The sequence below is a fragment of the Nocardia sp. XZ_19_231 genome (genome assembly GCF_015355705.1).
Taxonomy (GTDB): domain Bacteria; phylum Actinomycetota; class Actinomycetes; order Mycobacteriales; family Mycobacteriaceae; genus Nocardia; species Nocardia salmonicida.
This window is the reverse complement of the sequence record NZ_JACUZI010000003.1, coordinates 730,846-744,708: the sequence shown is the minus strand read 5'-3', so window position 1 is coordinate 744,708 and position 13,863 is coordinate 730,846. Positions and strand designations below refer to the sequence as shown.

Sequence of the window (13,863 nt, the reverse complement as noted above, 5' to 3'; positions counted from 1 at the left end):
TTAGGGCTTGTCGGGTGGGGTTATGCGGGCATACCAGTCGAGCAGTGCGGGGTCGTCGACGGCGCTGCGTTCGACTACGCGGGCGGGGTCGGCGCCTTGGAAGAGTTTCTTGATGGGGACTTCCAGTTTCTTGCCGGTTCGGGTGTGCGGGATGCCGGGGGCTTCGCGGATCTCGTCGGGGACGTGGCGGGGGGAGACCTCGGTGCGGATCGCCGTGGCGAGGCGGGTTTTCAGGTCTTCGGTGAGTTCCGCGCCGGGGGCGAGCAGCACGAACAGTGGCATCCAGTAGCCGCCGTCGGGTTGTTCGGCGCCGATCACCAGGGCCTCGGCGATCTCGGGGAACTGTTCGACGACCTGGTAGATGTCGGCGCTGCCCATCCGGATGCCGTGGCGGTTGAGGGTGGAATCGGAGCGGCCGTGCACGACGATGCTGCCGTGTTCGGTCAGGGTGATCCAGTCGCCGTGGCGCCATACGCCGGGGAAGGTGTCGAAATACGCCGCGTGGTAGCGCTTTCCGTCGTCGTCGCGCCAGAAGCTGACCGGCATGGACGGCATGGGCGCGGTGACCACCAGCTCGCCGACCTCGCCGCGCACGGGCAGGCCCTGCTCGTCGAAGGCATCGAGGGCGACGCCGAGATACGGCGCCGACAGCTCACCCGGCCAGACCGGCACGGTCGGCACCCCGCCGACGAACGCCGACACCACGTCGGTACCGCCGCTGATCGAGTTCACCTGAACATGTTCGCCCGCATTCTCGTTCAACCACAGCGCGCTCGACACCGGCAGCGACGAACCGGTGATGCCGACCGAGCGCAGGGCCGACAGGTCGTGATCGGCGCGCGGTACGGAACCCGCCTTGATGCACCCGAGCACATATCCGGGACTCGTGCCGAAAACGGTGGCGCCCACCTGGGCCGCTATGCGCCACAGTGCATCCGGTCCGCCCGCGGTCGGGCTGCCGTCGTAGGTGACGATGGTGGAACCGGTCAGCAGGCCGGCCACCTGGAAGTTCCACATCATCCAACTCGGGCTGGTGTACCAGAAGAACGTATCCTCGGGACCCATGTTCGATTGCAGCGCTACGGCTTTCAGGTGCTCGAGCAGCACGCCGCCGTGCCCGTGGACGATGCCCTTGGGCAATCCGGTGGTGCCGGAGGAGAACACGATCCACAACGGGTGATCGAAATCGACAGGGACAGTCTCGATCACACCGAGCCCGGCGTCGGCGACCGCGTCCGTCCAGGACAGCGTGTCGGAGACTTCGAGTTCGAGCTGTGAGACGACGACGGTGGCGCGCAAGCTGGGCAGCCCGTCGCGCAACGCCGCGATGTCGCCCCGCTTGTCGTGGTCCTTGCCGCCGAAACGGTAGCCGTCGGCGGTGACCAGCACCGTCGGTTCGAGTTGGCCGAGCCGATCGAGCGCGGCCTTGGCGGAGTAGTCCTGACCGCAGGCACTCCACACCGCGCCGATGCTCGCGGTGGCGAGGAACGCGACGATCGCTTCCGGAATATTGGGCAGGTAGCCGATCACCCGATCGCCCGCCTCGACACCCTGCTCACGCAATGTGCGCGCGAACACCGTGACCTGCTCGATCAATTCCGACCAGGAAACCTCCCTCGGCTCGGCGTCCTCGTGCAGGGCGATCACCGCCGGGCGGCCGAACTGGGCCATCCGGATGATCTGGTCGACGTAGTTCAGCCGGGTGCCGGGAAACCACTGCGCGCCCGGCATCTCCCGCGAGCCGAGAACCTCACCGGCGGTCTCGCCGAGTTCGAAATAGTCCCACACCGCCTGCCAGAAACCGGCGATGTCATCCACCGACCATCGCCACAGTGCCTGGTAGTCGGGGTATTGCTCGCCGGTTCGCGCGGTGACGAAGGCGGCGAAGTCGGTGATTCGGGCCGACGCGACGTCGTGTGCGTTCGGTACCCACTGCGGTTGCACCGGATGTCCTCCTCGGACTGGACTACTTCGGGTATCGGGGAGTGGTTACCCGATGTTCAGCCGGGCACGCCCGCGCGCCGGACGATCTGTTCGGCGTGCCGAAGCACCGGAGCGTCGACCATACGACCCTCGAACGCGAAGACGCCACGGTGGTCGGGCACCTCCGCCAGCACCCGGTGCGCCCAGTCGAGCTCGGCGGGGTCGGGCGCGTAGGCCGCGCGGATCACGGCGACCTGACTCGGATGGATGGCGACCTTGACGTCGAAGCCGACGGCGACCGCATCGCTCGTCTCCGCGGCGAGACCATCGAGATCCTTGATGTCCAAGTACACCGAGTCCAGCGCGAAGCGGCCGAATGCCTTGGCCGCCAGCAGGGTTGACGAGCGCACGTGGCGGGCGACCTCCCGGTAGCCACCGTCGGCGTGCCTGCTCGAGTTGCCGCCGAGTCCGGCGACCAGATCCTCGGCACCCCACATCACGCCGATGGCGTTGACGGCCTGCACCGACTCGGTGACTCGCACCGCGCCGAGTGGCGATTCGACCAGCACGATCACCTCGTAGCCCGCGAGGCTTCGAACCTGTTCGGCCGATTCGCATTTGGGCAGCATCACCCGGCGGTAGGCGGTCTGGGCGAGGATCGCCAGATCGGCCGCGTAGTCGTCGGTGTCCGCGGCGTTGACGCGAATCACGGTGTGCTGCGGGTCGAGTGGGGTGTCGATCAGCGCCTGCCTGGCCGCGGCCTTGTCACCCGCCGCGACACCGTCTTCGAGATCGAGGATCACCACATCGGCCACCGCCGCGGCCTTCGCGAAGCGTTCGGGGCGATCGGCGGGGCAGAACAGCCACGCGGGACCACTCGGCTGCCAGCTCATACTGAATCCTCTCGACGGGTGCCATGCGTGGGGCGGTCGCTCATGCTGTCGGCGCCTTGCGGACCAACGTCTTGCGTACCGCCGTTGCCACGATCACGCCGTGCTGGTTACGTGCGGTGTGCGCCAGGCTGACGATGCCCTCGCCGGGGCGGCTCTTGGATTCGCGCTTGTCGGTGACCATCGTCTCGGCGTACATGGTGTCGCCGTGGAACAGCGGAGCGGGCGTGGTCATCTCGGAGAAGCCGAGGTTGCCGACCAGCGTGCCCTGGGTGAGCTGGGCGACGGAGAGCCCGACCAGGGTAGAGAGCGTGAACATCGAGTTCACCAGGCGCTGGTTGAACGGGGGCTGCGCGTCGGCGAAGGCCGCGTCCAGGTGCAGGGCCTGGGTGTTCATGGTGAGCGTGGTGAACAGGACATTGTCGGCCTCGGTGATGGTGCGGCCGGGTCGGTGCTCGTAGATCGTGCCGATCTCGAACTCCTCGAACCACAGGCCACGCTGGACCACCCGGCGTTCCTCGCTCACAGACCCAGCTCCCTTGCGATCAGCATCAGCTGAACCTCCGTGGTGCCCTCGCCGATTTCCAGGATCTTGCTGTCACGGTAGTGCCTCGACACCGGGTATTCGTTCATGAACCCGTTGCCGCCGAAGATCTGGGTGGCGTCGCGGGCGTTGTCCATCGCCGCCTCGCTGGCGACCATCTTCGCGATCGACGCGGCCTTCTTGAACGGCTTACCGGCCAGCATCAACGCGGCGGCGTCGTAGTAGGCGGTGCGCGCGACATGGGCCCGCGCCTCCATCCGGGCGATCTTGAACGCGATGGCCTGATTGCGCCCGATCGCCTGCCCGAATGCCTGACGTTCGCCCGCGTAGCGCACGCTCTCGTCGACACAGCCCTGCGCGGCGCCGACGGCCAGCGCGGCGATGGCGATGCGGCCCTCGTCGAGGATGCGCAGGAAGTTGGCGTAGCCGCGACCGCGCTCGCCGAGCAGGTTCTCCTGCGGCACCCGCACATCGGTGAAGCTCAGCGGGTGGGTATCGGAAGCGTTCCAGCCGACCTTGTTGTAGGCGGGCTCGGCCACGAAACCTGGTGTGGAGGTCGGCACCAGGATGGTGGAGATCTCCTTCTTGCCGCCGGACTGCCCGGTGACCGCGGTGACGGTGACCAGCCGGGTGATGTCGGTGCCGGAGTTGGTGATGAACTGCTTGCTGCCGTTGATCACCCAGGTCTCACCGTCCTGCACGGCGGTGGTCCTGGTGCCGCCCGCGTCGCTGCCCGCGTCGGGTTCGGTGAGTCCGAAGCCCGCCAGGGCCTTGCCGCTGGTGAGCTGCGGCAGCCATTCGGCGCGCTGCTTGTCGTTGCCGAAGCGGTAGATCGGCATGGCGCCGAGCGACACACCCGCCTCAAGGGTGATCGCCACGCTCTGATCGATCTTGCCGAGTTCCTCGAGCGCCAGGCACAGGGCGAAGTAGTCGCCGCCCATGCCGCCGAACTCCTCGGGAAACGGCAGGCCGAACAGTCCCATCTCGGCCATGCCCGCCACGACTTCGTACGGAAAGCTGTGTTCGGCATCGTGTTTCGCCGACACCGGCGCAACGACCTGGTTGGCGAAGTCGCGCACGGTCAGCGCGAGTTGGCGATATTCCTCGGGCAGCGAACCGGAGGACAGGTAGTCGGTCATGCGAGGGATCCTTCGCGCTCGGTTTCGGCGGTTTCTGCTGCGGCACTATCGGCCGCCGCGGTTTCTGCGGGATGGGCGACGACGCGCACCAGTACCTGGTCGAGCTTCACCTGGGCGCCAGCAGCGGCGAGCACCTCCACAGTGCCTGCCACCGGCGCGGTGAGCGCGTGCTCCATCTTCATGGCCTCGATGACGATCACCGGATCACCGACGGCGACGGTCGCGCCGTTCTCGACCGGCGTCGCGATCACCGAACCCGGCATGGGACTGCGGATCTCGGCGTCACCGACGTGGGCGACATCGCCACGCACGCTCGCCTCGGCGACCTCGCGCAGGACAGCGAGGGCGCCGTCGTGGCTCACCCACAGCTGACCGTCGGCCTCGGCGATGCGGTAGGTGCGGCGCAGTCCGTCGAGAGTCGCTGCGAGACCCTCGGCCGTGACAGTGGCGGTGAGTGTGTGCAGCGCGAGCTCGCTCGATGTCGAAACCTCGGCCCCCGGCTCGTCGAGCCAGACCGTCGCCGAAGCCGGTCTGCCCGCGATGAAAACGTGGCGTACCTGCTCGCCCGCGGACAGTCTGATCGAGGTCGGGGCCGGTGTGCCGAGGCGCCATCCCGAGGGGGTCGCCCAGGGATCGCCACCGGTGGCGGGCCAGCGTCGCAGCCAGTGATGTGTCGCGGCGGCGATGAATTCGGCGTCGGTGACCTCGGCGGTCACGAAGTCGGCGACGCGCCGATCCAGCAGCGCCGTGTCGAGACGGCCCGCCTGTACGTCGTCGTCGGCGAGCAGGAACCGCAGGAACTCGATATTGCTCGTAACCCCGAGCAGCACAGTCTGTTCCAGTGCGCGGTCCAGCGCGGCGAGTGCTTCGGCGCGCGTGTTGCCCCGTGCGATCACCTTCGACAGCATCGGGTCGTAGTCACTGCCGACCACGGTGCCTACCGACAGGCCCGAATCCACCCGCACGCCAGCGCCTTCCGGCTCCGACAGCGCGAGCACGGTGCCGCCGGTCGGCAGGAACCCGCGGCTCGGGTCCTCCGCGTAGACGCGCGCCTCGATGGCGTGCCCGACGAGGTGGATCTCGTCCTGGGTGCGCACCAGCTTCTGGCCCGCGGCCACCCGCACCTGGCACTCCACCAGGTCGACGCCGGTGACCATCTCGGTTACCGGATGTTCCACCTGCAGACGGGTATTCATCTCCATGAAGAAGAACTCGTCCGGCTGGTCGGCCGAGACGATGAACTCAACGGTGCCCGCGCCCACGTAGTCCACGCTGCGGGCGGTATTGCAGGCGGCGGTGCCGATCCGCGCTCTGGTCTGCGCGTCCAGCAGGGGTGACGGCGCTTCCTCGATCACCTTCTGGTGCCTGCGCTGCAAGCTGCATTCGCGCTCACCCAGATGCACCACATTGCCGAACTTGTCGGCCAGGACCTGCACCTCGATGTGACGGGGCCGGTTGACGAACCGTTCGAGGAACAGGGTGTCGTCGCCGAAGGCCGCACCGGCTTCGCGCCGGGCGCTCACCAGCGCGGCAGGCAGATCGGCGGGGTCGGCGACTCGGCGCATGCCCTTGCCGCCGCCACCGGCGGAGGGCTTCACGAGCACCGGGTAGCCGATTTCCGTTGCGGCGGCGATCAGTTGGTCATCGGTCAGGCCGGGCTCGGCGATGCCGGGCACCACGGGAACCCCGAACGCCGTCACCGTCTTCTTCGCGGTGATCTTGTCGCCCATCACCTCGATCGCCTTGGCCGGCGGCCCCAGGAACACGATGCCCGCGTCGGACAGCGCTGCCGCGAAGGCCGAATTCTCCGACAGGAAGCCATAACCCGGATGCACAGCCTGTGCACCGGAACGAACGGCGGCGTCGACGACCTTCTCGATCGACAGGTAGCTCTCACGCGCCGGCGCGGGCCCGAGCCGCACCGCGAGATCGGCCTCACGCACGTGGCGCGCGTCGGCGTCGGCGTCGCTGTAGACCGCGACCGAGCGAATACCCATGGCGCGCAGGGTCTTGATGACTCGCACCGCGATCTCGCCACGGTTGGCGACCAGGACGGTGTCGAATTCGACGGGTTGGTTCTTGTTCAGCATGTCGCTCACATCCGGAAGACGCCGTAGGAAACGGGTTCGAGCGGCGCTTGCGCGCACACCGAAAGGGCAAGGCCGAGCGCGGTTCTGGTGTCGGCCGGGGCGATCACGCCGTCGTCCCAAATGCGCGCGCTCGCGTAGTAGGGGTTGCCCTGGGTCTCGTACTGCTCACGGATCGGGGCTTTGAACGCCTCCTGATCCTCGGCCGACCACGGCTTGCCCGCGTTGTCGAGCTGATCGCCGCGCACCGTCGCCAGCACGGACGCGGCCTGTTCGCCACCCATCACCGAGATGCGCGCGTTGGGCCACATCCACAGGAAGCGAGGCGAATACGCGCGCCCGCACATGGAGTAGTTGCCCGCGCCGTAGGAGCCGCCGATCACGACCGTGAGCTTGGGCACCCGCGCGCACGCGACGGCGGTGACCATCTTCGCGCCGTGCTTGGCGATGCCGCCCGCCTCGTAGTCGCGCCCGACCATGAAGCCGGTGATGTTCTGCAGGAACAGCAGCGGGATCTTGCGCTTGTCGCACAGTTCGATGAAATGCGCGCCCTTCATGGCGGATTCGCTGAACAGCACGCCGTTGTTGGCGACGATGCCGACGGGATGGCCGTGGATGCGGGCGAAGCCGGTGACCAGGGTCTTGCCGTATTCGGCCTTGAACTCCTGGAAGCCGCTCTCGCCGTCGACGATGCGGTCGATGACCTCGCGCACGTCATAGGGGGTGCGCGGGTCGACGGGGACCACGTCGTAGAGTTCGTCCTCCGGCTTGGCGGGCGGGGTGCTCGGCAGTACCTCCCACGGCGCTTCGGGGCGCGGGCCGAGCGTGGCGACGATATTGCGGACGATGCGCAGTGCGTCGCGGTCGTCCTCGGCCAGGTGGTCGGTGACACCGGAGGTGCGCGAATGCAGCAGGCCGCCGCCGAGGTCCTCGGCGGTGACGATCTCGCCGGTCGCCGCCTTCACCAGCGGCGGACCGCCGAGGAAGATGGTGCCCTGGTCGCGCACGATGACGGCCTCGTCGGCCATCGCGGGCACGTACGCGCCGCCGGCGGTGCACGAACCCATCACCGCCGCGATCTGGGCGATGCCCTTGGCGCTCATGTTCGCCTGGTTGTAGAAGATGCGGCCGAAGTGCTCGCGGTCGGGGAACACCTCGTCCTGGTGTGGCAGGAAGGCGCCGCCGGAGTCCACGAGGTACACGCAAGGCAGGTTGTTCTGCGCGGCCACCTCCTGCGCGCGCAGGTGCTTCTTCACCGAGATCGGGTAGTAGGTACCGCCCTTGACCGTTGCGTCGTTGGCCAGGATCAGGCACTCGCGGCCCGCGATGCGGCCGATGCCCGCGATCACGCCCGCGCCGGGGCACTCGTCGCCGTACATGCCGTCGGCCGCCAGTGGGGACAGTTCGAGAAACGGGCTGCCGGGGTCGAGCAACTGGTCGACGCGCTCGCGGGGGAGCAGCTTGCCCCTGGCCACGTGGCGTTCGCGCGACTTCTGCGGACCGCCGAGCGCGGCTGTGGCCAGCCGCTGTCGCAGATTCGCGACCAGGGCGCCGTGCGCATCCCGGTTGCTCGTCGCGGCCACGGTGCCGTCTTCGGTCTCGTGCGTAACCGTCATCGCGCCCATTCTCTCATTCGGTTAATCGCTAATAACTGAAATTCAGGTTAATCTTCACTAACCAAGTTGTCCAGAGGGGGCGGCCACAATGTCGACCAGCGAGCCTGTCCAGGTGACCCGGCGCGAGCAACTCAAAGCTCAGCGTCGCGAACAGTTGCTCGCCGCGGGCGCCCGTCTCATCGCCGACCGCGGCTTCTTCGGCGTGCGCCTGGACGACCTCGGCGCGGCGGTCGGCATCAGCGGCCCCGCCGTCTACCGCCACTTCGCGAACAAAGAGGCACTGCTGGTCGAACTCCTGGTCGGCATCAGTGAGCGCCTGCTCTCGGGCGGTCGCGCCGTCGTCGACGAATCACCGTCGGCCGCCACAGCGCTGACGGCCCTGGTCGACTTCCACCTCGACTTCGCCTTCGGTAATCCCGAACTCATCCGCATCCAGGACCGCGACCTCGACAACGTGCCCGCCAACGACCGCCGGATCTTGCGCCGCACCCAGCGCCAATACGTCGAGATCTGGGTAGGTGTCCTGCGCGAACTGAACCCCGGTCTCCCCGAGGAGGCCGCCCGCATTCAGGCTCACGCCGCCTTCGGCCTGATCAACTCCACCCCGCACAGCGCGTCCGCGGCGAGTGCGTCGAGGGCCCGGCCGGTGCTTCGTCAGATGGCGTTGGCGGCGCTGTCGGCCGACTAGTTCGCGCTTTACGTGCGTGGGCTAGTCGCCGATCGGATCCGCGACCAGCCTCGGCGTGCGGTCAGCCGAGCTGGCTCCACAGCCAGCCGGGGCCTACGGATTCGGCGCCGTGGGCTGCTACTCGGGTGCGGAGTTCGCGGTCGGCGGTGACGACGGTGATCTGTTCGTGGGAATCGGTCTCGGCGACCACATCGACGATCTTGTCGTCGCCCGAGCGGTCGGCGAGAACCACCTTCATCCGTGGCGCGGAGGGTTCGGCGCCGTCGGCGGCGACTTTGGCCGCGCCTTCGAGGACGACGGTGACTTCTGTGGTCTCGGGCAGACGGGTCGTCAGGTCCGCCATGTCGGCGAGAAGCCTGCGCGCGGCACCCGCGCGGTCCTTCCACCAACCGTTGGGGCGCGAGCCGATGACATTGGCCGCATCCACCACGATGAGATGCCTCGGATCGCTCATCGCTCCAGTCTGCCGCGCAGTCTGCCGCGGGCGAGATGGCGCACCGGGTCGCCATCTTGATATATGATCTATAGAGGCTGTATATAACGTCAATGTTAGGTGGGGAAGTGTCCAAGCTACTGATCGACGTCGACGACGAAGCGCTCGCGGAGGCACAGCAACTTCTCGGAACATCGACGAAGAAGGAAACCGTCAACGCGGCACTCGCTGAGGTCGCCAAGCGACTCAAGCGGGTGCGGGCGTTGAACAGCCTTGCCGAGATGGCGGAGCAGGGCGACTTCGATGTGCTGCTCGACAAGTCCAATTACCGAGCGTGATCAGCTATTTGATCGATACCTCCGCCGCCGTCAGATTCATCGCGAATCCGGCCGTCAAACAGGCGTGGCAGGAGACTGTGACAGCGGGAGCGGTCGCGGTGTGCGACGTAGTGGAGCTCGAACTCCTCTACGGCGCAACGTCACTCGCCGACCGATTGCGAAAGAAGAAGCTTCTCGGCGAACTTTTCGGCTGGGCACCCACGCCCGACAGTGTGTGGACCCGGGCGCATGAGGTTCAGCAGTTGCTCACCGAACAGGGGCAGCATCGCAGCGCCGGTGCAGCGGACCTGGTGATCGCGGCCACCGCGGAGGCGAATCGCATCACGATCCTGCACTATGACCACGACTTCGAGGCCGTTGCCAAAGCAACCGGTCAGTCCACCCAATGGATCGCGCCGCCGGGTACCGTCAGCTGACCTCGCTCGGCACTTCCAGTCTGGACAGCGTGCCGTCGGTCATGCGGTAGACCGCGTCCATGCGGTGCAGGTGGGTCGGGTCATGGGTTACCAGGATGGTGGCGGCGCGGTGTTCGCGGGCGATGGTGGTGATCAGGTCGATGATCGCGGCGCCGCGTTCGGAATCCAGCGCGCTGGTGGGTTCGTCGACCACGAGCAGGGCGGGGTCGTTCATCAGGGCTCTGGCGATGTTGACGCGCTGGCGTTGGCCGCCGGAGAGCTGGGCGGGACGTTTGTGAGCTTGTTCGGTCAGACCTACCGCTTCGAGTAGTTCCTTTGCGCGGGAGGTGGTTTCACTACGCGATGCCCGCTTCGGGCCACCGAGGTGGGCGGTCACTTCCAGCTGCTCGACGGCGGTAAGGGACGGGATGAGATTCGGTTGTTGGAAGACGATGCCCATCGAGGTCCGGCGGGCTGCGGCGGCGGCTCGGCGGCTCAGCGTAGCCAGATCTGTAGTGGCCGAATCAGTTTCGAGAATGACCGTGCCCGAATCGGGCCGGATCAGGGTCGCGGCGACGGCGAGCAGGCTCGACTTTCCTGATCCGGACGCGCCGGTCACCGCGGCGATGGTGCCGCCGGGGACGTGCATGTTCACTCGGTCGAGGGCGGTGAGACGGTCTGTGCCGTCGGGGTAGGTGAGGGTCACGTCGGTGAGAGTGATTGCCACAGTGGATCCTTCGGTTGGTCGCCCGGTGCGCGGGATCGGCTGCGCGACTGCGGCATCGGTGCGGGCGACGGTCGTCACGGGTTAGTCAGCGGCTCGCGCCGAGCGCGGTCAGCGGGTCGGTGGTGAACAGGAAGCGCAGGGCGACAGCGGCGCCGGCGAGGCCGAGGACGATCAAGGCCAGCGCGGGGACCAGGGTCGTCGCGGGGCTGAGCACGAAAGGCATTGCCTCGCCGAGGAACAACGAAGCGAGGGCGGTGATCGCGAGGCCCGCCGTGACGCCCGCGGTCAGGACGATCGCGGCCTGGGCGAGGGCATCGCGAACCAGTGAGCCGGTGGTCGCGCCGAGAGCCTTCAAGGTGGCGATGTCGGGTTGGCGCTGCACGGTCCAGACCGTGAAGAAGGCGCCGATCACCAGCGCGGAGATGGCGAACAGCAGCACGGTCATCAGGGTGAGTGAGCTGTTCTCGGCCTGGTATGAGCCGATCGCCTGGACGGCATCTTTCGCGGGCAGCGAGTGCGTTCCGGCTTCGGCGTCGAGGCCACTGGGGACATCGCCGGTCACCGCCAGCACGGTCGCGGCACCGGCGCGCGGGCTGGCTGCCTGCCAGTCCTGCATGCTCGTCCAGATCACGGGGGTGTGGCTGTACCACTCGTCGTCGGCTACGTCGGCGACGGTGAACTCGTGGCCCGCCAGCAGCACGACGTCACCGGTACCCGCCGACAGCTCACGAGCCGCCGCCGAACTCAGCACCACGGCGCCGGGAGCGGTAGCAGGACGATTGCTGAACGCCGACGGGTCGCCGCCGAACAACGCGACCTGAGTCGGGCCGGCGCCGACGTGCTCGGCCCTCGTGCGTGAGATGCCGATCGGGGTAGCGTCCGCCGATTTCCACTGCTCGATCTGCTGCTCGGTGAGCACCGACGAATCGAAAGTCGGATCGGCCCCGGTCTCGGCGAAAACCACCTGGTCGGCGTCGATGCCCTGGACCGCGGAGATGTTCTGGTGCGCGAGCCCGGCGGTGAGACCGCTGAGGAAGCTCACCAGCACCGCCACCAACAGCACGACGGTGGTGATGAGCAGGAAGCGGCCAAGGGCGGCTCGCAGATCTCGGAGTGCGACGAACATGACTCCACTCTGTCGATCTCGCCTGTCGACGCCATCGCACCGGCGCACGAAACGCCGTCCATCCAAGGTCTGGCGGCGTTTACATCTTTCGATGGATGCCCGTGTGGTTGCCGCACATAAGCTGGTCGACGTGCACTCGTCCCCCCTGACCCCGGTGGTCACCACCCTGCGCCTCGGCCTGCATGTGCTGGTGACGGTGCTGGCGGTGGTGGTCGCGGTGCGTGCGTTGCTGCCCGACGGCGGCGGTCACGGAATCGCGGTGGTCGCGCTGACGGTGGTGTGGTTGCTGGTCTATTTCGCGGGGACCGAGTTCCCTCGCTCGCGTTCGCGGACGGTTCCCGATGGGGCGGTGTGGGTGTGGCTGGCGGCGTTGACCGTGCTGTGGCTGGTCTTGCTCGCGCTCACCCCCGATGCGGTCTACCTGGCGTTCGGGCTGTTCTTCGTCTACCTGCACCTGCTGCCACGGCCGTGGGGTCTGGTCGCGGTGGTCTCGGCGACGGCCATCGGTGTACTCGGGTTCGCGGTCCATCGTGGTTGGTCCGCGGGCGCGGTGGTGGGGCCGGTTCTCGGCGCGTTGGTAGCGATCGGAATCGGGCTCGGCTATCAGGCCCTGCATCGTGAGGCGGTCGAACGGGAGCGATTGATCGACGAATTGATCGGCACCAGAGCGATTCTCGCGGAACAGGAACGGACCGCGGGCAAGCTCGCCGAGCGTGAACGCCTGGCCAAGGAAATCCACGACACCGTCGCCCAGGGGTTGAGCAGTATCCAACTACTCCTGCACGCCGCCGAGCAGGCCGCGCCGGATCATCCTGCGCTGGACCGTATTCGGCTCGCGCGCGAGACCGCCGCCGAAGATCTGGCCGAAACCCGAAGGCTCATCGACGAATTGTCGCCCGCCGCGCTGGACGGACAATCGCTCGCCGAAGCGCTGGAACGTATCTGCCTTCGCGCGCAGTCGCCGACACTGACCACGCAGCTACTCGTCGAGGGTGAACCGGAACGACTGTCGATGCCGGTCGAGGCGGCGCTGGTGCGGATCGCGCAGAGTGCGGTGGCCAATGTGGTCCAGCACGCGCAGGCTGAGCGCATGCGGGTCACCCTCACCTACGGCGACACCGACGCGCACTTGGACATCGTCGACGATGGGATCGGGATCGAACCGGATATGTTGCGCCACCCTCGATCCGGCGCGTTCGGCCTCGCCGCCATGCGCAGTCGCGTCGAGCAACAGGGCGGTGCGATGACCGTCGAATCCGAACCCGGCCATACCGCCGTGACGGTGTCCTTCCCGCTCGGAGCGGCCTCATGATCCGCCTTCTCCTCGCCGACGACCACGCCATCGTCCGTGCGGGCCTTCGCGCGCTGCTCGACGCCGCCGCCGACATCACCGTCGTCGGCGATGTCGCCGATGCCGATGCGGCAGTGGCTTTTTGCGCCGCTACCCCCGTCGATCTGGTCCTCATGGACCTGCGTTTCGGCGACGGCCGCTCCGGCGCTTCCGCCACCGCCGACCTGCGCGCCCTCCCCACCCCACCGAACGTCCTCGTCGTCACCAATTACGACACCGACGCCGATATCCTCGGCGCCATCGAAGCAGGCGCCGTCGGCTACCTCCTCAAAGACACCCCACCCACCGAACTCCTCGCCGCCGTCCGCGCCGCCGCCGCGGGCGAAAGCGTCCTCTCCCCAACCGTCGCCTCCCGCCTGATGACCAGAGTCCGCCGAGCCGACACCACCCTCAGCCCCCGCGAAGTGGAAGTCCTGCGCCTGGTCGCCGCAGGCCTGTCCAACCGCGACATCGCCAAACAACTGTTCCTCAGCGAAACCACCGTGAAGTCCCACCTCGTCCACATCTACGCCAAACTGGGCGTCAAGTCCCGCACCTCCGCCGTCGCGACCGCTAGAGAAAGCGGTGCGATCTGACCGTCGACATGCACTTTCACCTTCGGCGTCA

Annotated in this window: 14 protein-coding genes; 5 read left to right on the top strand and 9 right to left on the bottom strand. The window is 67.6% G+C overall.

Going from position 1 to position 13,863, the window contains the following annotated elements; translation table 11 throughout:
- Genes IBJ82_RS16565 through IBJ82_RS16540 form a run of 6 tightly spaced genes read right to left on the bottom strand, consistent with a single transcriptional unit; the run spans position 1 to position 8,199 of the window.
- A complete protein-coding gene (locus tag IBJ82_RS16565; protein WP_194826780.1) occupies positions 1-1,944 on the bottom strand; it encodes an acetoacetate--CoA ligase in 1,944 nt (647 codons plus the stop codon).
- Positions 1,945-2,000: 56 nt separating this feature from the next.
- Positions 2,001-2,816 carry a CoA ester lyase gene (locus tag IBJ82_RS16560; RefSeq protein ID WP_194826779.1) on the bottom strand — a complete coding sequence of 272 codons (816 nt, stop codon included), beginning with the start codon at positions 2,814-2,816 and terminating at the stop codon, positions 2,001-2,003.
- A 40-nt stretch (positions 2,817-2,856) separates the two neighbouring features.
- Positions 2,857-3,339, bottom strand: a complete 483-nt coding sequence (locus IBJ82_RS16555; protein WP_194826778.1) for a MaoC family dehydratase — start codon at positions 3,337-3,339, stop codon at positions 2,857-2,859.
- Positions 3,336-4,496, bottom strand: coding sequence for an acyl-CoA dehydrogenase family protein (locus IBJ82_RS16550; protein WP_194826777.1), 1,161 nt, complete (start codon positions 4,494-4,496; stop codon positions 3,336-3,338). Before IBJ82_RS16550 ends, IBJ82_RS16555 begins: the two co-directional genes overlap by 4 nt.
- Positions 4,493-6,586, bottom strand: coding sequence for an acetyl/propionyl/methylcrotonyl-CoA carboxylase subunit alpha (locus IBJ82_RS16545; RefSeq protein WP_194826776.1), 2,094 nt, complete (start codon positions 6,584-6,586; stop codon positions 4,493-4,495). Before IBJ82_RS16545 ends, IBJ82_RS16550 begins: the two co-directional genes overlap by 4 nt.
- 5 nt (positions 6,587-6,591) lie before the next feature.
- Positions 6,592-8,199 (bottom strand): carboxyl transferase domain-containing protein, encoded by a 1,608-nt coding sequence (locus IBJ82_RS16540; protein ID WP_194826775.1) that lies wholly within the window; start codon positions 8,197-8,199, stop codon positions 6,592-6,594.
- Positions 8,200-8,287: 88 nt separating this feature from the next.
- On the opposite strand from IBJ82_RS16540, the gene IBJ82_RS16535 reads away from it, so the two are divergent.
- Positions 8,288-8,887, top strand: coding sequence for a TetR/AcrR family transcriptional regulator (locus tag IBJ82_RS16535; protein ID WP_194826774.1), 600 nt, complete (start codon positions 8,288-8,290; stop codon positions 8,885-8,887).
- Positions 8,888-8,948: 61 nt separating this feature from the next.
- Here the strand turns inward: IBJ82_RS16535 and IBJ82_RS16530 are convergent, their stop codons facing one another.
- Entirely contained in the window at positions 8,949-9,341 is a 393-nt protein-coding gene (locus IBJ82_RS16530; protein WP_194826773.1) for an NYN domain-containing protein, read from the bottom strand.
- A 107-nt stretch (positions 9,342-9,448) separates the two neighbouring features.
- On the opposite strand from IBJ82_RS16530, the gene IBJ82_RS16525 reads away from it, so the two are divergent.
- Together IBJ82_RS16525 and IBJ82_RS16520 are read left to right on the top strand one after the other, a co-directional pair.
- Positions 9,449-9,658 carry a type II toxin-antitoxin system VapB family antitoxin gene (locus IBJ82_RS16525; RefSeq protein ID WP_101468427.1) on the top strand — a complete coding sequence of 70 codons (210 nt, stop codon included), beginning with the start codon at positions 9,449-9,451 and terminating at the stop codon, positions 9,656-9,658.
- Entirely contained in the window at positions 9,655-10,074 is a 420-nt protein-coding gene (locus IBJ82_RS16520; RefSeq protein ID WP_194826772.1) for a PIN domain nuclease, read from the top strand. Before IBJ82_RS16525 ends, IBJ82_RS16520 begins: the two co-directional genes overlap by 4 nt.
- On the opposite strand, the gene IBJ82_RS16515 is transcribed toward IBJ82_RS16520, so the two are convergent.
- Both IBJ82_RS16515 and IBJ82_RS16510 read right to left on the bottom strand, forming a co-directional pair.
- The gene (locus IBJ82_RS16515; protein WP_194826771.1) at positions 10,067-10,780 is read right to left on the bottom strand and encodes an ABC transporter ATP-binding protein; all 714 of its coding nucleotides are present in this window, start codon (positions 10,778-10,780) and stop codon (positions 10,067-10,069) included. The genes IBJ82_RS16520 and IBJ82_RS16515 overlap by 8 nt on opposite strands.
- An 85-nt stretch (positions 10,781-10,865) precedes the next feature.
- Positions 10,866-11,906 carry an ABC transporter permease gene (locus tag IBJ82_RS16510; RefSeq protein ID WP_194826770.1) on the bottom strand — a complete coding sequence of 347 codons (1,041 nt, stop codon included), beginning with the start codon at positions 11,904-11,906 and terminating at the stop codon, positions 10,866-10,868.
- 130 nt (positions 11,907-12,036) lie between these two features.
- Here IBJ82_RS16510 and IBJ82_RS16505 point away from each other — a divergent pair, with 130 nt between their 5' ends.
- Complete coding sequence (locus IBJ82_RS16505) at positions 12,037-13,218, top strand: sensor histidine kinase (RefSeq protein WP_194827191.1); 1,182 nt, start codon at positions 12,037-12,039, stop codon at positions 13,216-13,218.
- Positions 13,215-13,832, top strand: coding sequence for a response regulator transcription factor (locus IBJ82_RS16500; protein ID WP_194826769.1), 618 nt, complete (start codon positions 13,215-13,217; stop codon positions 13,830-13,832). Before IBJ82_RS16505 ends, IBJ82_RS16500 begins: the two co-directional genes overlap by 4 nt.
- Positions 13,833-13,863: the final 31 nt, after the last annotated feature.

Excerpts from the sequence above, each read along its gene's own strand:
- IBJ82_RS16560 (WP_194826779.1), bottom strand. The coding sequence starts at position 2,816 with ATGAGCTGGCAGCCGAGTGGTCCCGCGTGGCTGTTCTGCCCCGCCGAT.
- IBJ82_RS16550 (WP_194826777.1), bottom strand. The coding sequence starts at position 4,496 with ATGACCGACTACCTGTCCTCCGGTTCGCTGCCCGAGGAATATCGCCAA.
- IBJ82_RS16545 (WP_194826776.1), bottom strand. The coding sequence starts at position 6,586 with ATGCTGAACAAGAACCAACCCGTCGAATTCGACACCGTCCTGGTCGCC.
- IBJ82_RS16540 (WP_194826775.1), bottom strand. The coding sequence starts at position 8,199 with ATGACGGTTACGCACGAGACCGAAGACGGCACCGTGGCCGCGACGAGC.
- IBJ82_RS16535 (WP_194826774.1), top strand. The coding sequence starts at position 8,288 with ATGTCGACCAGCGAGCCTGTCCAGGTGACCCGGCGCGAGCAACTCAAA.
- IBJ82_RS16530 (WP_194826773.1), bottom strand. The coding sequence starts at position 9,341 with ATGAGCGATCCGAGGCATCTCATCGTGGTGGATGCGGCCAATGTCATC.
- IBJ82_RS16510 (WP_194826770.1), bottom strand. The coding sequence starts at position 11,906 with ATGTTCGTCGCACTCCGAGATCTGCGAGCCGCCCTTGGCCGCTTCCTG.
- IBJ82_RS16500 (WP_194826769.1), top strand. The coding sequence starts at position 13,215 with ATGATCCGCCTTCTCCTCGCCGACGACCACGCCATCGTCCGTGCGGGC.